Raw genomic sequence first — 19,900 nt, forward strand, 5'->3', positions numbered from 1 at the left:
GAACTTAGGACCCGTCAAGTCCAGGGTCAAGGGATCGGGAAACAATGTCGCCAACTTGCCAGATTGAAACGTTGTTGAAAGGGAATGGCCAAGGAATTCCCAGCACGACCCCTTGACCCTCCCCTTCTCCGGCCTTAAGTTCTGCGCCATCTCATTGAAACGTTCTATTACCGTCGGCCGGTGCACCTGACCACTGCGGGTCCGACGGTTCCGCGGGCAGGGAAAGGCAGCAATGGTGACGTCTCACCGAGGCCACCGCTGGTGTGCGGCAGTGGTCTTCCTCCTCCTGATGGTGTCCCTCCAACCGGCCCTGCCCGCGGCGGCGAGCACCGCCCCGGGGCCGGCGGGTCCGGATCTCGGCCGGGGCGACTGGATCGGCGTGGACGCGACCGACGCGAAGTGGTCGGACTACACCGTCGATGTCGACCTCACCGTGGTGAAGGAGGCGGCGAGCGTCTACTTCCGCGCCCGGTCGGGCGGTGCCGACTCGTACATGTGGCAGATCAACGTCACCGGTCCCGTCCCGATCCTGAAGAAGCACGTGTGGGCCGGCGGTGGCGTGTCCGCGGTGACCGAGACGCCCATCGGGGACGTCATCCGGCCCGACGCCCTCCACACCCCGCACCATCTGCGGATCGCGGCCGCCGGCGACACCGTCACCACGTCGGTCGACGGCGTCGTGGTCGACACCGCGCAGGAGAGCGCGTACCCGAGCGGCACCATCGGGTTCCGCGAGTCCCCGACCGAGGAGGCGACGTACCGGCACCTGGCGGTCACCTCACCGGACGGGGAGACGCTGTTCGAGGACCCGTTCACCGCGGGTGAGCCGAACGCGTTCAGCGCCGGGACCGTCGGCCCCGACGGCCTGGACCTCGCGGGCGCCGTCGCGATGCTGAAGCCACGCGACCAGACCCCCCGGCTGCGCGACGAGTTCACGCTTCCCAAGAAGGTCAGGAGTGCCCGGCTGTACGCCTCCGCGCTGGGCATCTACCAGATGAGCATCGACGGAAAGCGGGTCGGCGACGACCTGTTCGCCCCCGGCTGGACCAACTACCAACATCAGGTGCAGTACCAGGGCTACGACGTGACCGGTCTGCTCGCCCGCGGCGCGAACGCGATCGGCGCGCAACTTGCGCCGGGCTGGTACGCCGGCAACATCGGCTGGTTCGGCACCGGCCAGTACGGCACGGCGCCCGCGCTGTGGGCGCAGTTGCAGGTCACCTACGCCGACGGGTCGGTGCAGTCCTTCGGCACGGACGCCTCGTGGCGCGCGAGCACCGGCGGACCGGTGACCTCCGCGGACAACTACATGGGCGAGTCCTACGACGCCCGCAGGGAGCAGCCCGGCTGGAACGAGCCCGGCTTCACCGGCGCGGGGTGGTCCCCCGTCGCCGTCCAGCCCGGCCAGTCGGACAAGCTGGTGCGGCAGATCGGGCCGCCGGTGCGGGTGACCGGCACGGTCGCGCCGGTGGGCGTCTCCGAACCCGAGCCCGGGACGTTCGTCTTCGACCTCGGCCAGGACATCTCCGGCGTGGTGCGGCTGCGGGTGCGCGGTCCCGCCGGGACGACGGTCACCCTGCAGCACGCGCAGGCGGTCCGCCCCGACGGCACCCTGTACACGGACAACCTCGCGGCCGGTCCCGCCCCGTACCTGACCGCCGCCCAGAAGGACACCTTCACGCTGCGCGGCAGCGGAACGGAGACGTTCCAGCCGGACTTCACCTACCACGGCTTCCGCTACGTGTCGGTGACCGGCTATCCCGGAAAGCCCACCCCGGCGGATCTGACCGGGATCGTGGAGGGCACCGACGCGCCCGTCATCGGCAGCTTCTCCACGTCGAACGCCATGATCGACCGGCTCCAGTCGAACATCACCTGGAGCGAGCGGGACAACCTGTTCTCCGTCCCCACCGACACCAACGCCCGGTCCGAGCGCCTCGGCTGGACCGGTGACGCCGACTTCTTCGCCCCGACCGCGGCGTTCAACCGCGACCTCGACGGCTTCTACGCCAAGTGGGAGCGCGACCTGATCGACAGCCAGACCGCGCAGGGCGTCTTCGACAACGTCGCGCCGACCTGGCCGGCGGTGGCGAACGCCGGCTACGGCGGGGGCTGGGGCGACGCCGGCGTGGTGATCCCGTACACCGCCTGGCAGAGCTACGGCGACACCGCCATCGTCAGGAGCAGCTACGACGCCATGCGCAGGTACCTGTCCGCGATGGAGTCGATGAGCTCGGGGCTGATCCTGCCCGCGTCGTTCGCCCCGGCCGGGGACTGGATGAACGTGAACCAGCCCACCGCCTCCGACCTGATCGCGACCGCGTACTTCGCCTATGACGCCTCGCTCATGGCGCGGATGGCCGCGGCCATCGGACGCGACGACGACGCGGCCGGCTACCGCGACCTCTTCGCGCGGATCGCGTCGGCATGGAACGCCGCGTACGTGGCGGCCGACGGCTCCGTCGCCGGGAACAGCGAGACGGGCTACGTGCTCGCCCTGCACATCGGCCTGCTGCCCGAGAGCCTGCGCGCGCAGGCGGGCGACCGGCTGGCGGGGCTGGTCCGGGCCGCCGGCGACCACCTCGCCACCGGCTTCGTCGGCACCCAGTGGCTGCTGCCCGCCCTGTCCGCCACCGGGCACACCGACGTCGCCTACCGCCTGCTGGAGCAGACCACCTACCCGTCATGGGGCTACGAGATCGGGCACGGCGCGACCACGGTCTGGGAGCGCTGGGACGGCATCCTCCCCGGCGGCGGCTTCAACCCCAACGTGAACGGCAACTCCTTCAACCACGCCGTGGACGGCGCCGTCGGCACCTGGATGTACACCACGATCGCGGGCATCGTCCCCGACCCGGCGCATCCCGGCTACGCGCGCTTCTCCGTGCGGCCGGAGCCGGGCGGCGGGCTGACCCACGCCGAGGCGAGCCTGCGTTCACCGCACGGCACGATCAGCAGCGCGTGGCGCATCGCGGGGAAGGAGCTCTCCATGGACGTCGTGGTGCCGCACGGCACCACCGCGGTGATCCACGTGCCGACCCTCCCGCTCGCGCACGTCACCGCCACCGGGGACGCCCGCGCGGGCGTGCCCGAGGACGGCGCCACCGCGTTCACGGTAGGGCCCGGCCACTACACCTTCGAGACCCTCGCGGGCTGAGGAGGTCCGGCCGCAGCGGATCAGAGGGTGGCGGCGCGCAGCACGATCAGGGCGACGGAGGCCAGGGTGAGGACCGCCGCCGGAGGCGCGCCCCTGCGGTCGCCGACGCGCAGGTGGGAGGCGACCGCCCCGGCGAAGTAGAGCGTCAGGCCGATCGCGGCGGCGATGCCGGCGGGGCCCCACCAGAGCCCGGCGATCGCACCGGCCGCGCCCGCGGTCTGCGCGCCGATCAGGAAGGCCATCATGCTCTGCGGCACCCCGAGGGTGGACATCTGCTCGGTGATGTGCCGCGTCCGCAGGGACTTGGCTGCGGCCGACACCAGGAGAACCGCCGACATGACCACGGTGACGACGGCGAGGGAGACGAACACGGCGGATACCTCAATCATGCGAGATGCGAGTAGGGGGCGTGCGCACCTCGACGACGATAGGCAGCCGATAGGAACCTTCAGGTAACCTTCGGGGCATGAGCCTGCGCCCGGGAATCGTCTTCCTCGCCGACTGCCCCGCTCTCCTGGCCATGGAGATCATCGCCAGCAAGTGGTCCATGGTCACGCTCTTCGCGCTCACCGACGGCCCGTTGCGCCACGGCGAGCTGGTCGAGCTGAGCGGTGGCATCTCGCGCAAGGTACTGACCCAGACACTGCGCCGGCTCCAGGCCAACGGCCTGGTCGAGCGGCACGCGTACGCCGAGGCGCCGCCGCGCGTGGAGTACAGCCTGACCGCTCTCGGGCGCACCCTGGAGGAGCCGATCAGGATGCTCACCGCATGGGCGCGGGAGAACGGCGAGGCGGTCGTCACCTTCCGGGAGGCGGCCGGGACGGCCGGCACCGTCGAGGCGGACCAGGCAGCCCTGGCGGCCGGGTGAACGCGGTCAGCGGCGGCCGCCCGCGCATGCGGCCAGGCGTACGGCCGGCAGGTAGTGCGTGCTGCGGGGGTTGACGTCCGCGGGCAGCAGGAGGCCGCGGTCCGGCGGGGCGAGGACCTCGGCCAGTTCGTGGATCGGGTAGCCGAAGAGGTCGACGTCGCCGAACGCGACCGGCACGTCGGCGGCCCGGTTCGGGACCCGCTCGGTCCGCTCGACGTCCAGGTGTCCCAGGGTCCGCTCGGCGCACGCCGTGCAGGCATGGGCGGTGACCATGACGTCGTGGTGGGCGAAGAAGAAGGTCCAGTGCGCCCCGCACATCCACCCGGCGGCGCGGACGTCCGCGAGGGTCGACGCCGTCCACTGCGCCGCGCGCTCGGTCATGCCGAATCGCAGGACACCTGCGTTCGCCGGGAGGACGAGCCCGGTGCCGGGCACCACACGGAAGGTCACCCGCACAGTGTGCCGGGCGGCGCCGGCAGCGCACCACGTGCCGGGGGGACTGCCAACCCGCAGGTGTTTCGGGCGCGTTGACGGTGGCCTGATGTCACCCTGCGAAGCGCAGCGACGATGGAACGAGGCGGTAATCCACCGGAAACGGCATCTGGTGATCCTGGGCGCGCGGCTTCTCCCCCCAGCCGTGACCGTTAAGGAGACCACGTGTCAGTTGGCCCGGCAGATCTCACTGACGACCAGCTCAACGCCTACATCAGAGCCCGACTCGTCATTTCGGGGATCGATCTCGCGCTGTTCCCCACCGCTCCCGACCCGGTGACGGGTGCGCCCACCAGGACGCGGTGCTGTCCTCGATGCGGGGCTTCATCCGTACGAATCCGGCCGTGATCAACACCTGGCGCCCGGCCGTCCCGCAGGCGGCGCCCGGCACCGAGCCGATGCTGAGCCAGATGCTGTACCCGCCGCTGGAGTACCCCTCGATCACCGAGGCGTGGACCGGGAAGGCGGCCGGGGCATGAGCGCCCGCGACGTGAACCGCAGGGCGTTCCTCGCCGGTACCGCCACGGTGGCCGCCGGCGTCGGCACCAGCCTGGGCCTGCCGGCCCTGCTCGGGACGGAACCGCAGGCCCAGGCCACCACCGGGTACGCCCCGGGGTCCAAGGCCCAGCCGGTGAAGGTCCCCACGGTCGCCGTCCGCCAGGCGGCAGTCGACGACCCGACAGAGGCGACGATCGCCGAGGCCGTGACGCTGATCCGGCGCGGCAGGCTCACCTCGGTCGATCTCACCCACGCGCTGCTGGACCGGATCGGGACGTACGAGCCCGCCTACCTCGCCTTCAACGCCATCGACGCGGACGGGGCGACGGCCGCGGCGCGGGCCCAGGACCGCAGGCGCAGCGGCCCGCTCGGCGGGATCCCGCTGTGCATCAAGGACAACTACTACACGGCCGGGCTGCCGACCACGGCGAACTCGTTCATCTTCGAGAAGTTCGTGCCGCCGTACGACGCCACGTCCGTGGCCAGGCTGAAGGCGGCCGGCGGGATCGTGCTCGGGAAGGGCCAGATGGGTCCGCTGGCCACGACCCGGGCCACGACCCCCAACGGCACGGTCACCACGGTGAACGCGTGGACGCCGACCGATCTGAGCGTGGACCCGGGCGGCTCCTCGACCGGGCCCGGTTGCGCGGTCGCCGGCCGCATGGCGACCTCGTCGATCGGGACGCAGACCGGCGGCAGCATCGTCCTGCCCTCCAACGCCCAGAACCTGACGGGCCTCAAGCCGACCATGGGACGCACGTCGATCTACGGCGTCATCCCGCTCTCGTACACCCGGGACCACAGCGGGCCGCTGGCGCGGAACGCCCTCGACGCGGCCGTCATGCTCGCCGTGATGGCCGGCCCGGACCCGAACGACGTGCGCACGCTGGGTCTGCCGGAGCCGGCCGACTACATCACCTCGGCGCTGCCGGTGTACCGGGGCGGCAAGGTGGTCATGCGGCGGAAGGTGCGGATCGGGGTGCCGCCTGACTACCTCGCCGCCTCGGTCCCGGCGGATGTGCGGACGCTGCGCAGGTCCTTCCTCGACGCCATGGCGAACATCCCCGGCGCCACGGTCGTCGACGTCACCTACCCCGACGACTGGGATCTGCTGACGGGCGTCTTCAACAACGTCCGGCTGAGCGAACGCACGGAGGAGATGCTGCCGTTCCTGCAGCAGGACCCCAAGCTGCTCGGCGTCTCCTCGCTCTCCTGGCTGCAGGGGCTGTTCCTGTCCGGGGACGAGTGGGTGACCGGGCAGCGGGCGAAGACCCGGCTGGTGCGGGAGGTGCTCGACGGCGTGTTCGGCCAGTGCGACGTGGTCCTGCAGACCGGGCCCACCCAGTTCGACCAGATCGGACTGCCCGAACTCGCGCTGCCCATCGGCTTCCACGCGGTGGGCGCCAACCCGATGGTGCCCGTCGGCACCATCATCGGCGGCCGGCCGTACGAGGAGGACCTGCTGCTGGAGGTGGCCGCCGCGTACCAGGCCGTCACCGACTGGCACGACCGGCGGCCGGCCGACCCGCCGGCCGCAGCCGCCCACTCGGCCGCGGTGAGCCCGCAGTCCCGCGCCACCGCCGCCGGCCGGGCCACCCCCGAGCAGCGCGCCTCGCTCTCCCGGCTCACCGCCGCAGAGGTCGCGGCCCGGACCGCCTGACCAGCCGCGGGTGCCGATGCGCCGCCGCCTGCCCGGGCGGACGGCGCGCCGGCATCCGCGCCGGCGGCACCCCGCACGCCCGCGTGCCCGTCAGGCCGCGCGGCGTACCGCCAGCAGCGCCACGTCGTCGCTGCGCGTCGCCTCACCCTCGTGCGTGGCGAGGAGTTCCACCAGCCCGCCGAGGTCGACCACGTCGCCGCCGTCCGGGGAGGTGCCACGCATCCACCGCTGGATGCTGTCCTCCATGTCCCGCAGCGACCGGTCGATGTCGACGCCGCGGCGCTCGACGAGTCCGTCGGTGAAGAGCAGGAGGACGTCCTCGGAGTCGAGCCGCGCGATCGTGCTGGGGTAGGCGGCCTCCGGATCGACCCCGAGCGGCGGGCCGCCCGCGAGGTGGATCTCGGTGACGCCCTCCGGGTGCACCCGCAGGGGGTGCGGGTGCCCGGCGCGGGCGCCTTCGAGGGTGCCGTCGGTGGGGTCGAGCAGCAGGTACGCGCAGGTGGCGAACCGGTCCGTCTCCAGGTCGCACAGGACCCGGTTGACCCGGGACAGGACCGTCCCTGGCTCCACCCCGTCCTCGGCCAGCGTCCGCAGGGCGACCCGCAGCTGGCCCATGACGGCGGAGGCGTGCGCGTCGTGGCCCTGGACGTCGCCGATGATCAGCGCCACTGTGCGGTCGCTGAGCGGCACCACGTCGTACCAGTCCCCGCCGACCTGCATCCCCCGCGTCCCCGGCAGGTAGCCCGAGTACGTCTCCAGCATCGGCAGCTTCGGCAGGTGCCGCGGCAGCATGGCCTGCTGCAGGTCGCTGGCGCGCTCGTGCTCGGTGTCGAACAGCTGCGCCCGCTCGAGGCTCTGGGTGACCACCGCGGCGACCCCGGTGTAGAAGGTCCGCTCCCCCGCGTCGTAGCGGCGCGGTTGGGCGAAGGAGAGCAGGCACGCGCCGGTGCTGTGCTCCGCCGTGCCCAGCGGCAGCACCACCCACGACCGCGCGGGCACGTCCTGTGCGGTGGCCAGGCCGGGCACCTCCGGCCGCGTGCGACGGCTGATGTCCTCGATGAACAGCGGCGTCCCGTGGTGGGCGGCCCGCAGCATGGCCGCTCGCGCCGGGGCGCGCAGGTGCTCCAGGCCGGACACGATCCTGGTCTCCCCCACCACGCGCATCCGGCCGTTCTCCAGGATGCTGAGGACCACGTTGTCCGCGCCGACCGCCGGCCGGACGAGGTGGGTCATGATCCGGGCCACGTCGCGGACGGTGACCGCCTTGGCCATGGCCCGGGTCAACGTGAACAGGAACGAGTCGCGTGAGGCGTCCGCCGCGTCGTCGCGCTCCGGCGCCGGCTCCGGCCGCTCTCCGACGTTCACCAGCCCCACCACCTGGACCGGCTCGCCGCTGGCGTCCAGGGACACCCGGCCGCGTTCGGTCACCTGGTGCACGCAGCCGTCGGCGTGGACGACGCGGTAGTCGAGCCGGTAGACGGGGGACGACGCGCCGCCCGCCGCGCTCTCCGCGACGTCGGCGATGGCGGCCTGGAGAACCGGCACGTCGTCGGGGTGCAGGACGTCGAAGAACCGCTCCCCGCGGCCGTCGAACTCCGCCGGGTCCACGCCGTAGATCGCGCAGGCGCGGTCGTCCCAGTAGACGTGGTCGACGGAGAAGTCCCACGCGAAGACGCCTGACTGCGCGGCGTCCACGGCCGTGGCCAGCGGGCCGGTCTCCGCGGCGAAGAGCAGTGCGAGCGCGCAGGCCCGCACCACCAGCTCCTGGGCGGCCTCCGATTCCGACCGGTCCCCGCCGTCCGGTGCGACCTCGCCGTCGGGTGCGACCTCGCCGTCCGGTGCGTCGAGGGCCAGGGCGCCCAGCCGGCGGCCCTCCTCGGACAGCGGCAGCACCAGCGTGCTGCCCGCCGGGCCGTGCACCCAGCGCCGCTCCCCGGTGCGCACGGCTTCGGCGGCGGTCACGTCGACGAGGGTGTCCAGCAGGCCGGGTCCGGCGGGGAACGACGTCAGGCGCGCTCCCTGCACGGCGTAGAGCCCGGCGACCTTGGCGGGGAGCGCCGCCGCGGCCGCGCCGGTGACGACCTCCAGGACGCCCTGCGGATCACGGCACCGCAGCACGTCCAGCACCAGACGCGCCAAGCCGGCGCCTTGACCTGCGCCCATCCGACACCCCCTGCCTGGGAACGCGGTCGTGTGCCGTACCGACATCATCGGGTCCCGGGCCGCGATCCGCATCTTCGCGACGGCGGGCTGCCGCCGGGACCCTCCTCGGCGGCAGCCCGTCAGGTCACGCGGTGGCGATCCGGCCTGCGTAGCGGTGCGTCCAGGTGCTGTCGGTGTCGACGGTGAGCACGACGTCGTAGTAGCCCTGCTGGGTCGGCCACATCACGACGCTCGTGCCGCCGCCGCGCACCGTGACGCTCCGGGTGCCGCCCCGGTAGTCGTTGGCGGTGAGCGTGTAACGCACCGGCTCGGTGCCGTCGTTGCGCAACTTGAGCTTGACCTGGGCCTCCTCCTGGGCGCCCTCGCCCTTGAGCAGGGTGGCCTCCACGTGCGGGAGGGCGCCGTCCGGCTCTTCGCCGGCCGCCGCGAGCCGGCCCGCGAAGGAGCGCACGAAGCCGTCGTTGCAGTAGATCGAGAAGGCGTAACTGCCGCCGGTGGCGGCGGTGTCCCAGGTGTACGAGCCCGGCGTGCCCGCGGTGACGGTGAACGGCGTGCTGGAGAAGGCCTGGTACTTGTCGGGGAAGACCTGGAAGCACACGGCCTTGCCCTTCGGGCCGCCGGTGAGCGACATCGTGGCGGTGACCTTGCCCGACGCGCGGTCCTCGGAGAGCGTCGCGTGCGGATGGAAGCCCAGCGGCCGCGGCTTCATGTGGTCGGCGGTGATCGACACCGGCTGCTCGGCCAGCGGGTCGGGGAACGCCGCCGGCCCCGGCTGCGGGTGGGCGAAGTCCAGCGCGCTGGTCAGGTCGCCCGCGATCGAGCGGCGCCAGTCGCTGATGTTGGGGCAGCGGAACGGCTTGCCGAGCCGCTGCGCCCAGGTCTCCAGGAACGTGATGGTCGAGGTGTGGTCGAAGACCTCCGAGGCGACGTACCCACCGCGGCTCCACGGCGAGACCAGCAGCATCGGCACCCGCGGGCCCAGGCCGAGCGGGTAGGAGCCCGCGTACTCGCGCGCGGTGCCCGGCTCGGGCCACGGCGGCAGCACGTGGTCGAACTTCCCGTCGTTCTCGTCGTAGTTGAGGATGAACAGGGTGTGGTTCCAGATGTCGGGGTTGCTCTGCAGGCTGTCGAGCACCTTCTTCACGTAGCGCTCGCCGTGCAGGGTGTCGGCGCCCGGGTGTTCGGACCAGCCGTACGGCGCGACGATCCAGGAGACCGCCGGCAGCGGGTGCTCGGCGCCCGGCTGGCAGGCGTCGTGGAAGTCCTTCAGGACGGCGTCGAGGTTGGCGTCGGAGTCGTCGTTCGGCGCGGTCTTCCCGGCGTAGTACGTCGCGTTGCCGCGCCAGATGAGCCCGGTGCCGGGCTGCAGCTTCGGGTCGTCGGCGCTCAGCCCCTCCGGGTCGAAGCCCTTGAAGTACTTCAGCTCGTTGTCGCCGTAGTCGCCGACCCACGCGCTGAGGTAACCCTGGCGCCCGTTGCCGCTGTTGTCGGAGTAGAGCCGCCAGTCGATGCCCACCTGCTGGAGCTGCTCGGCCACCGTGGTCCAGGGACGGGAGTAGTTGGACTCGTCGGTGTTGCCCGTCTCGCTGTTGGCGGTACCGCTCCACAGGTACTTCCGGTTGGGGTCGGTCGGCCCGAACTCGGAGCAGAAGTTCTGGTCGGCGATCGTGTACTGGGCGGCGACGGAGTGGTAGAAGCCCATGTAGGCGTCGCTGTGGTAATTCATGCAGCGGGTGCCGTTGTGCTGCACCCACAGGTCCCACTTGCGGTGATTGGCGTCGCCCCAGGCCCCGTGGTCGTCGCCCCAGGGCCCGTCGTCGACCTGGGGCGTGACGATGTTCCCGCTGCGGTCCTTCTGCTGGAAGACGGTGGTGCCGTCCTGGAACCGCAGGGCCTGCTTGTCGTCGAAGCCGCGTATGCCGGGGAACGTGCCGAAGTAGTGGTCGACGGAGCGGTTCTCCTGCATGAGGATCACGACGTGCTTCAGGTCGGACATGTCGCCCCGGAAGCCCTGCGGCAGGACGTACTGCGCGGGCGTGGCGGCGTATCCGCGGCCCGCCCCGGCGATCCCGCCGAGCGCCACCGCACCGGCCGCCACCCCCGTGCCCTGCAGGAAGCGACGGCGGGTGGTCCCGGTCGTCGTGTCACTGTCACCGCCGGGCCCGGACTCGCCCCGCGAAGCGATCGGATCAGTGCTCATGGAAGGCCCTCTCGTTGGTACGTGAACTCCGCTGGAGTTGTACATACAACTTGGGCGACACCAACATCGCGGAAACACCGGCCGAGCGTCTGCCGACAGCACGGGAAGGGGCAGGTGCCGCCGGCCGGGTCGCCACGAGGGACGGACTCTCCGCGCAGTGGCAGCCCGCTCCTTGGCCAAGGACGGTCCAGCCTCAAGCTGCGCGGGCGACGCTGAACGGACCGGCGCCTGGCGCACCCGCGGTGGACGAGGACTGACCGCTCGCGGAAGGGGAGAGAGCGGCCTGGGAATTCTCGGCAGACCGATGAGTCTGTGCGGGTAGGTGCGTCTACCCCCATGACCGCCCGATGACGGGCGAGACAGACAAGGAGATCAGAGATGGGTACCGAGCAGGCAGCTGCGGCTAACGGCTTCTCCTACACGCTGACGCGCACACTCAACGCCCCGGCGACAGCCGTCTGGCAGGCGTGGACGACCCCTGGGCAGTACGCCCAGTGGGCGGGCGCCGTCGACGGCTCCGTCGAGATGGACGTACGGCCGGGCGGGCCGTGGAAGGCGACGATGGTCACCCCGGACGGCAGCCAGTTCCCGCTGACCGGGTCCTACCTCACGGTCGACGAGAACCGCTGTCTGGTCGTCGGCATGGACGCCCCGGGCAGGCCCGAGCCGACCGCCATGACCCTGGAGCTCACCGAGGAGAACGGCCCGCGGACCACCATCGTCCTCCGCCAGACCTGCGACACCGCGGAGGAACGGGACATGTCCGAGCAGGGCAGCACCATGCTCCTCGACAGCCTGACCACCTTCCTCACCCCGCGGACCGCGAGCTGACCCCGCCGGCCCCTCGGCGTGCAGCGGGGGCGGCAACGCGCCTCCCCCGCGCGCCTCGTTGTGAGGCCGGCCTAGCCAGCCGGTCAGGGGTTCGGTAGGACTTCCCGGATGAGTGATCATCGAAGCTTTCCGCGCTCTGTCCTAGCACGTCCTCCGCCGTGATCGCCGCCTGCGCGGTGGCGGTTACGGTCAAAGTGCTGACCCTTGGCGCCATTTCGGTCGAACCGCCGCGCGTGCTGGACCAGACAGCGCTGGAGAAGCAGGTGGCGGGTGAGGTCGGCGGCCTGAAGAACACCCCCGGCGCCAGGGTGGTCTGCCCTCTTTCGGTCGTGGTGAAGGAGGGCGCCGCGTTCGACTGCCGCGTCTGGGGAGGCAACAACCCGAAGACCGTGCATGTCACGATCACCAGCGATCAAGGCGCTCTCTCGATGGAGTCCGGCGATTAGGAGCGGGTCGGCCCCCGTTCCGCCAACTCCCAGTCACCGTCCCGGACATGGACGTTCCCGTCACGGCCCGCCGGCAGGACGTGCTGCCAGTCGGCGGGCGGCGGGGTGGCGGTTTTTTTGCGGGGAGCTTCGCTACAGGAGGCCGGCCTGGTGTTCGTCGCCCCTGAGCTGGGACTTGAGCACGACCGCACCCGGAAGCGTGTTCAGCACGTACTTCGCGCAGTAGCTGTCGGGCGCCTTGGGGGACGCGCTCGCGCAGGCGAACTGATCGTAGGCCGCCGCGGCCCCGGTCATGTCCTCGGCCTGGCGCCTCGCCTGGATGTATCTGCCTGTGGTCCCGGTGATCTGGATGTCGTCGAGAACGCCGCGGGCCGCCTTGTCGGCGGCGGCGACCGCCCGGGCGCACGCCTGGGTGTGGATGCTGCGGCACGCCTTCACGCCGTCACCGCTGAGGGTGTCGAGCCGGGGACCCCACTTCTTGGACAGCAGCTGCGAGGACGTCGTGACGACGGTGACGGGCATGCTCGTCACCGGCGCCGGCCGCGGGACCGTGTCGGCGGCGGCCGCCGTCGTGGCCGACGGCGGCGGAGCCTTGGCGGTCGCGCTGCCGCCCCCGGACTGGCAGCCCGCCACCGCGAGCACGAGAAGCGTGGCGGTCGTCAGCGCCTGGGCGAGACGTCTGGTGGTCATGGGGTCCCCTCCCTGATGAGAGCGACACCTTAGTGATCACCCGGTGGCGGAGCAAAGTCCCAGGTCAACTCGGCCGGACCCGGCCGCGGGTGGGGGCGCCGCGGCCGGGCCGGGCGTCAGACCACGGTCAGAGCGAAGACGTGCAGCGCCGCACCCGGCGGTGTGGTCGTCGGCAGCACCACCGCGCTGAGCGTCCTCGTGGAGTCCAGCGGGATCGCGGTGCTCCACAGCGAGACGTCGCGGGTCACGCTCCTGGCGCCCACGTTGTAGGAGTGCAGCCCGGCGGCGACGTGGTCGCCGCCGGTCGGCGAGGTGGTGAACCAGTCGTCGAGCGCCAGGGTGAACGGAGTGTGGGTGCCGTCGGTGTAGTAGAGCGTCCCGGTGCCGCTCTGCTTGCCGTAGGTCGCCGCGCCCAGGACGGCCAGGGCCGTTCCCGAGCCGGAGACGGCGATGGCCTGGCCGGTCGCGGCGACGTTGTCGGGCCGGCCGGCGGCGACGTCCGGCCAGGTGAACTGGCCGTCGGGGGTGCGCACCAGGCCGCCCGGGACGATGCCCGCGGCGGCGAGGGCCTGCGCGGAGTAGCACGAGCCGCTCTGCGTGAAGTCGGAGGCCGTCGTCCCGCCGTCGGCGGTGACACCGATGCTGTTGAACGACGCCTCCAGCGGGGCGAGCGTCACGACCTTGAGCAGCCTCGGCTGCGCCTCGGTGTCGGCGTCGAAGACCGCGTGGACCTCGCCCGTCGCGCCGTTCGCCACCGCGGTGCCGGTGAGCCTCACCGTGGTCGACCAGGTGCCGCCCGCGGTGAGGGTGAACGGGATCGAGGTGCGGTCGGCCCTGGTTCCGGGAGGCGGCGTGATCTGCAGCGTGCCGCGCGCGTTCCGGCCGAGCACTTCGCGGACGGTGATCCGGACCTGCTTGTCCACGGCGCCGTCCGGGGCCGTGAGGACAGCGTCGATCTCGTCGATCCGCCCCGGGGAGAACATCACCCGCCAGCCGAGCTTGGGTTCGCGCCAGTAGGTCTGAAGTCCCTTGGTGTGGAAGCCCGGCATGGGTCTGGCCGGGTTGCTGTCACTGCCCGGGCTGAGCATGAACTCGCTGGACGTCCAGTACATCGTGCCCGCGACGCCGGGCCGGCCGGCGAGCAGCCGGTGGTACTCGTCGATCATGAGCCCCTGGTAGTAGTACGTGCCCTTGCCGTAGCCGGTCGCGGTCGCCACCGCATCGGCGCCGTACTCGGAGAGCATGACCGGTTTGCCGCCGGCCGCCTGCTGGATCGTCACCATGCTGTAGGTACCGGCGCCGGGGTCGGTGAGGTCGGCGAAGGTGCCGGTGTACCAGCCGTCGTAGATGTTCGTGCAGGCGAAGTCGTCATAGGCGAATGCCCTGTCGGTGGACCCCCAGCCGGTCATGTGGGTGTACAGGCGGGTCGGGTCCAGGCCCTTGCCGTGGGCGGTGAGCTGCCGGACGTAGTCGGCGCCCTGCGCGGATTCGGTGCCGTTCTCGTTGCCGACGGAGTAGGCGATGAGTGCGGGGTGGCCGCGGTCGCGCCGGATCATCCTGGCCAGCCGGTCCTTGGCGAACCCGACGACCTTCGGGCTCGTCAGGGTGGTCGCGTTGTAGACCTGGGTGACGTTGACCTCCTCGATCACCAGCAGGCCCAGCTCGTCCGCCGCGGCGAGTTCGGCCGGCGTGGTCGGGTAGTGGGCGGGCCGGAAGATCCGGAAGCCCTTGTCGCGCAACTGCTCCAGTTCACGGTGGGCCAGCCCGTCCGGCTGGCACCTGCCCAGGCCCGGGTAGTCGGTGTGCCGGTTGAATCCGCGCAGTTGGGGCAGCGCCTCGCCGTTGAGGCGGATCTGGTCGCCGACGACGGCGACGTCCCGGAACCCGGCCCGTACGGTGACCGGGGGCTGCCCCGCCGGGCTCACCCGGACCTGGTAGAGCCGCGGCGTCTCCAGCTCCCACCGCTGGACCGAGGGCACCGTGAAACTCACCGGGGGCGCGTCGACCACCCCGGAGCCCGCGGGCAGGGTGAAGGCCACGTGCTGTCCCGGCAGCGGGCTGCCGGAGGGGTCGAAGAGCGCGACCGCGGCTCTGATCTCCTGTGCCGCGCCGGTGGTGTTGACACCGGACGCGTGCAGCGTGAGGGTCCCGTCCGCCGCTCCGGTGGCGGTGACGCCGGTGAGTCCCGCCGCGGGCACGGTGTCCAGGTGGACGCCGGCGAAGAGGCCGCCCCAGTTCCAGTACAGGCTCCAGTTGAGCTGGAACAGCGAGCTGGTCCGGTTGTCGGTGACGACGGCGATCAGGTTGTCGCCGTCGACGAGGTGCTCGGTCGCGTCGAACGTCTCCGGCAGGTAGCCGCCCTGCGCCGTGCCGGCCAGAGCCCCGTTGACGTAGACCTGGCAGGCGAAGAAGCAGGATTCGAGGGTGAGCAGGACCCGCTTGCCGGGTTCGGGGGCGGTGAGCGTGACGATCCTGCGGTAGACGCCGAGCGTCCCCTTGTCGTCGTTCCACCGGTCGCGCACCGCACCGAAGGCACCCGGCACCAGGACCTTGGTCATCGGGGTCTCGTCGAAGCCGGGCTGGGACGCCGGGGGCACGTCCCCGGTCAGCGCGCCGGACGGCAGATCCGCGGTGGTGGCGAACAGCCAGCCGCCGTCGAGGACGGTCCGGCCGGCCGGCTGCACCGGGTGGCGGACGGTCGTCACCCGGACCGACTGGGTGGCCCGCCCTGCCGGGGTGTCCGCCTCGACGGTCAGCGTGTGCTCCCCCGGGTCGAACCAGCCCCCGTCGGTGGCGGTCCGCCAGATCGGCGGCAGCCCGATGTCCTGGCTGTACAGGTCGGTCAGTTCACTGAAGGCGACGTCGTCCATGCTGAACCGCACGGCAGTGGTCCCGGCGGGGGCGGTCACCTCGATGTCGGTCAGGCCGGTGAGCACGTGGTCCGTCGGCGAGGTGAAGCTCACCGTGCCACCGGTGTCCGCCGGCGCGGGCGCGGCCGCTCCGGTGGCCGAACGCGCCTGCGCGGTCTCCGGGAACGTGAAGGCGAGCACGGTCCCGCCGACCGCGCCGGCCGCGCCCGCCAGCAGGCCCCGCCGGGACATCCCCGGCTCGGGGGCCCGGGAGGCCGGCCGCGGTAACTGCTCGGATCCGCTCATGGCTGGTTCCTCTTCTCTCGTGGTGCCATCGGAGGACTCCTCGGTCACGGGAGCCAGGCGGTGGGCGACGCGGGTTCTGGGACCGCGGCTGGACGCTTGCCACGTGCGTGATGGGCGGCGGATGGAGCAACGTGAGCGTTTGATGGACGAAACACCGCCAGATCGAACGACATCAATCACATTCTCGCAGGCGCCCTGAGCGTAGATAGGCGCCTCGATCGCGTCAAGGCTTCGCGTCAGTAACGTGCGCACCATGGGAAACCGCCGGAAGAAGGCGCGCCCACGGGCACGTTGACGGCCTGTCACCGGTCGGGTGGCGGCGATGCGCCCACGACGGGGGCCGGGGCCGAACCGGTCCTCAGCGGGTGCAGGCCATGACGGGCGGGATCCGGCGGGAGGCGTTTCCTGAATTCACCACAATCACACACGGCCATTGCTCGAAGTGTTGACATCACCCACAGAAGCGCGCACTATCTCACAGTCCAATGCGCCAATCTGCGCGATCAATGTCCCTTCATGCACTATTGCGCACCGCACGTCATGACTGCGCACGCGAACGGCCCCGCACCGCGACGATGGACCAACTGCACCCGTGTCGCTCCGGCGAGCCGGCTGAGCGACCGTCCGGACCAGCACCACCCGCTCGAAACCGCTCCCGGCATCCCCGTGCCGGCGCGCGCGCATGCCGTCCCCGCCTGGAGGAACGACCGCAGGGTAGCGCTGCCTTGAGACTTCGGAGTGGAAAGGGAAGTGCCATGACAGGCGTACAACGGCGGGCTTTCATCGCCGCGGCGGGCGGGACGGCCGTGGCAGGTCTGCTGCCGGCAGGGAGCGCGGAAGCCCTTGCCCCTCCCCGGACCGACGACGCGCCCGGGTCGGCCGCGGGCACCTACGCGACGACGGACTCGCCCCGTGTCACCTGGTCGCTGAACCAGGGATGGCGCGCGGTGCTGGGCGACCCGGCCAACGCCCAGCAGCCGTCCTTCGACGACACGGCCTGGGAGCCCGTCGACGTGCCGCACCCGCTGAGGTTGCAGCCGGTGGACGTGGGACCGGACAACCTGCAGACCATCGCGTGGCTGCGGCGCCGCGTGACGGTGCCGAACAGCGCTCGCGGACAGCGCCTGCTGCTGCGCTTCGAGGGCGCGATGCAGGTCGCCGAGGTGTACCTCGACGGCACGAGGCTCGGCGTGCACTACGGCGGCTTCACCCCGTTCGGCTGGGACGTGACCGGCTATCTCCAGCCCGGGCGCGAGTCGGTGCTCGCCGTGCGCCTGGACAACACCGACCAGCCGACAGTGCCGCCGGGCAAGCCCCAGTCGGGCCTGGACTTCTCCTATCACGGCGGTCTGTACCGCGACGTGTGGCTGACCGCGGCCCACCCCGTGCACATCACCGAGCCGATCATCGAGGGCCGCGTCGCGGGCGGCGGGGTGTTCGTGACCACGCCCGACGCCGGGCCGCGTGCGGCGACGGTCAACGTGGCCACCGACGTGGTCAACAGCAACGCCGCCGCGGCGAGGGTGGTCGTCTCCACCGTGATCACCGACGCGGACGGCAGGACCGTGGCCACCGCCGAGTCCGAGCAGTCGACCGTGGCCGCCGGGGCGACGGTGGCCTTCCCGCAGACGCTCACCGTGCACACGCCCCACCTGTGGTCGCCCGACACCCCGTACCTGTACACGGCGCGCGTGGAGGTCCGGGTGGCGGGCGCGCCGGTGGACCGGGTCAGCAACCGGTTCGGCATCAGGACGCTGTCGTGGACATACGACTCCGGCTTCAGCCTCAACGGCACCAAGCTGCTCCTGAACGGGACCAACCGCGGGCACCAGGAGTACCCCTACGTCGGGTTCGCGGCACCGGCTTCGCAGCAGCGCCGCGACGCCCTGCTGATCCGCGAGAGCGGCGCGAACTTCGTCCGCTCGGCGCACTACCCGCCCCACCCGGCGTTCCTCGACGCCTGCGACGAGGTCGGCCTGATGGTCCTGAACTGCGTGCCGGGCTGGCAGTACTGGAACAACGACCCGCTGTTCGCCGAGCGTTCGCACGACGACCTGCGCACCATGATCCGCCGCGACCGCAACCACCCCAGCGTCATCCTGTGGGAAGCCACCCTCAACGAAACGTACAGCGGCAAATCCCCCTTCGAAGCCGACCAGCAGCGGATCGCGCAGGAGGAGTACCACGGGGACCAGATGTGCACCTACGGCGGCAACGGCACCTTCGACGCGAAGATCTTCACCGTCCAGAACGCCTACTGGGTCCGCCCCTCGCCCGGCGACCCGATCACCGAATCCCCCGGCGCCGCCCTCCTCTACCGGGAGTACGGCGACTACGAGTTCGGCGGGGACGGCGACAACTCCTCCCGCACCACCCGGGCCGACGGCCCGCAGGCGATGCTGGCCACGGTGCGCAACAAGCAGTCCGAGTTCAGTGAGTTCCAGGAGCCCGGCTACTTCGGATCGGGGGTCCTGGCGGGCCTGGCCACCTGGTCGGCGACCGACTACACCCGCGGTTCGCGGGCGAAGACCTGCTACTCCGGCTTGATGGACCTCTTCCGCGTCCCGAAGTTCGTGTACTACTTCTACCAGTCCCAGCGGGACCCGCATGTCCACCAGGCCGGCGTCGACTCCGGCCCGATGCTGTACGTGGCGAACTACTGGGACCAGGGCTTCACGGACCTCACCATCCCCAACACGGCCGTGGGCACCGGGCGGAACCAGTGGCAGTACGACGGCGACTGGCAGGGGACGTCCGGCGACAACTCCTACAGCAACACCACCGGCGACACCGCGGTCCTCACTTTCACCGGCACCGGCGTCACGCTCTACGGCGACCTGGACCGCGTCCACGGCATCGGCGCCGTCACGCTGGACTCCGGAGCACCGCAGAACGTGGACTTCTACGCCGCCGGCAGGCAGGAGCAGGTCGCCGTCTGGAAGGCCACCGACCTCACCGACGGACCGCACACCCTCACCGTCACGGTCACCGGCACCAAGAACGCGGCATCCTCGGACACCTACGTCGCCCTCACCAAAGCAGTCGTCTCCGGCAGCCCCAACACGGTCGTCGTCCTCTCCAACTGCGACGAGGTCGAACTGCGCCGCAACGGCGAGGTCATCGCCCGCCAGGCACCCGACAGCGGTGGAATCAACGCCCACGTGCCGCACCCGCCGTTCACCTTCACCGTGGACTTCGAGCCCGGCGAGCTGGCGGCCACGGGATACCTCGACGGCCGGCCCGCCGCTTCCGGGACGGTGCGGACACCGCGGTCAGCCGCCCGGATCGAGGTCACGGTCGACCTGCCGGACGGCCGCCTGGTGGCGGACGGCACCGACTTCGCCGTCGTACGCGCCCTGGTCACCGACGCCAACGGCACCATCGTGCGCGGCAACGACGTTCCGGTGACCTTCCACGTGAACGGGGCGGGCCGGCTGATCGGCGACGCCGGCATCGGCGCCAACCCCGTCACCGCGACCGCGGGCATCGCGACCGCGCTCGTGCGCGCCGACCGGCGGCCCGGCCGGATCACCGTCACCGCCTCCGCCCCCGGACTGGCCACAGGGACCGCCGGCTTCACCACGGCGCCCGATCCGGCACCGAGGATCTGACCCGCAGGACCGTCGAGTTGCCCTGCCGTGGCCCGCGCCACGGCAGGGCAGGCGCGGGGCCCGAGGAACCACCATCGAGAGGAAGCCATGGCACCTGTCACCCGAACACGCAGACCAGGAACGCCACCA

Annotated in this window: 13 protein-coding genes; 7 read left to right on the forward strand and 6 right to left on the reverse strand. The window is 71.6% G+C overall.

What is annotated here, in order from left to right; genetic code table 11:
- The first annotated feature begins 271 nt into the window (after window positions 1-271).
- Entirely contained in the window at window positions 272-3,157 is a 2,886-nt protein-coding gene (locus tag ACH4TG_RS07635) for a family 78 glycoside hydrolase catalytic domain (protein WP_398241252.1), read from the forward strand.
- Between the two features lie 20 nt (window positions 3,158-3,177).
- On the opposite strand, the gene ACH4TG_RS07640 is transcribed toward ACH4TG_RS07635, so the two are convergent.
- Window positions 3,178-3,546, reverse strand: a complete 369-nt coding sequence (locus ACH4TG_RS07640) for a DoxX family protein (RefSeq protein WP_398241253.1) — start codon at window positions 3,544-3,546, stop codon at window positions 3,178-3,180.
- A 77-nt stretch (window positions 3,547-3,623) separates the two neighbouring features.
- Between ACH4TG_RS07640 and ACH4TG_RS07645 the strand changes: the two genes are divergently transcribed.
- Window positions 3,624-4,025 (forward strand): winged helix-turn-helix transcriptional regulator, encoded by a 402-nt coding sequence (locus ACH4TG_RS07645; protein ID WP_398241254.1) that lies wholly within the window; start codon window positions 3,624-3,626, stop codon window positions 4,023-4,025.
- Window positions 4,026-4,031: 6 nt separating this feature from the next.
- On the opposite strand, the gene ACH4TG_RS07650 is transcribed toward ACH4TG_RS07645, so the two are convergent.
- A complete protein-coding gene (locus tag ACH4TG_RS07650; protein ID WP_398241255.1) occupies window positions 4,032-4,475 on the reverse strand; it encodes a hypothetical protein in 444 nt (147 codons plus the stop codon).
- 386 nt (window positions 4,476-4,861) lie between these two features.
- Here ACH4TG_RS07650 and ACH4TG_RS07655 point away from each other — a divergent pair, with 386 nt between their 5' ends.
- On the forward strand, window positions 4,862-4,996 hold the full coding sequence (locus ACH4TG_RS07655) for a hypothetical protein (protein WP_398241256.1): 135 nt from the start codon (window positions 4,862-4,864) through the stop codon (window positions 4,994-4,996).
- Window positions 4,993-6,675, forward strand: coding sequence for an amidase (locus tag ACH4TG_RS07660; protein WP_398241257.1), 1,683 nt, complete (start codon window positions 4,993-4,995; stop codon window positions 6,673-6,675). Before ACH4TG_RS07655 ends, ACH4TG_RS07660 begins: the two co-directional genes overlap by 4 nt.
- A gap of 90 nt (window positions 6,676-6,765) precedes the next feature.
- Here ACH4TG_RS07660 and ACH4TG_RS07665 read toward each other — a convergent pair whose 3' ends face one another.
- Entirely contained in the window at window positions 6,766-8,814 is a 2,049-nt protein-coding gene (locus tag ACH4TG_RS07665) for a SpoIIE family protein phosphatase (RefSeq protein ID WP_398241258.1), read from the reverse strand.
- 148 nt (window positions 8,815-8,962) lie between these two features.
- Complete coding sequence (locus ACH4TG_RS07670; protein WP_398241259.1) at window positions 8,963-11,038, reverse strand: alkaline phosphatase family protein; 2,076 nt, start codon at window positions 11,036-11,038, stop codon at window positions 8,963-8,965.
- Between the two features lie 378 nt (window positions 11,039-11,416).
- On the opposite strand from ACH4TG_RS07670, the gene ACH4TG_RS07675 reads away from it, so the two are divergent.
- Window positions 11,417-11,869 (forward strand): SRPBCC domain-containing protein, encoded by a 453-nt coding sequence (locus ACH4TG_RS07675; RefSeq protein ID WP_398241260.1) that lies wholly within the window; start codon window positions 11,417-11,419, stop codon window positions 11,867-11,869.
- 158 nt (window positions 11,870-12,027) lie between these two features.
- Window positions 12,028-12,315: a DUF4333 domain-containing protein gene (locus ACH4TG_RS07680; protein ID WP_398241261.1), complete on the forward strand. Its 288-nt coding sequence runs from the start codon at window positions 12,028-12,030 to the stop codon at window positions 12,313-12,315.
- A 132-nt stretch (window positions 12,316-12,447) separates the two neighbouring features.
- Here the strand turns inward: ACH4TG_RS07680 and ACH4TG_RS07685 are convergent, their stop codons facing one another.
- Both ACH4TG_RS07685 and ACH4TG_RS07690 read right to left on the reverse strand, forming a co-directional pair.
- Entirely contained in the window at window positions 12,448-13,005 is a 558-nt protein-coding gene (locus tag ACH4TG_RS07685; protein WP_398241262.1) for a hypothetical protein, read from the reverse strand.
- Window positions 13,006-13,121: 116 nt separating this feature from the next.
- Window positions 13,122-16,160 carry a glycoside hydrolase family 2 protein gene (locus ACH4TG_RS07690; protein WP_398241263.1) on the reverse strand — a complete coding sequence of 1,013 codons (3,039 nt, stop codon included), beginning with the start codon at window positions 16,158-16,160 and terminating at the stop codon, window positions 13,122-13,124.
- 755 nt (window positions 16,161-16,915) lie between these two features.
- Between ACH4TG_RS07690 and ACH4TG_RS07695 the strand changes: the two genes are divergently transcribed.
- Entirely contained in the window at window positions 16,916-19,771 is a 2,856-nt protein-coding gene (locus ACH4TG_RS07695) for a glycoside hydrolase family 2 TIM barrel-domain containing protein (protein WP_398241264.1), read from the forward strand.
- The last annotated feature ends 129 nt before the right edge of the window (window positions 19,772-19,900 follow it).

Source organism: Streptomyces sp. NPDC020917, from assembly GCF_044333795.1.
GTDB lineage: Bacteria > Actinomycetota > Actinomycetes > Streptomycetales > Streptomycetaceae > Actinacidiphila.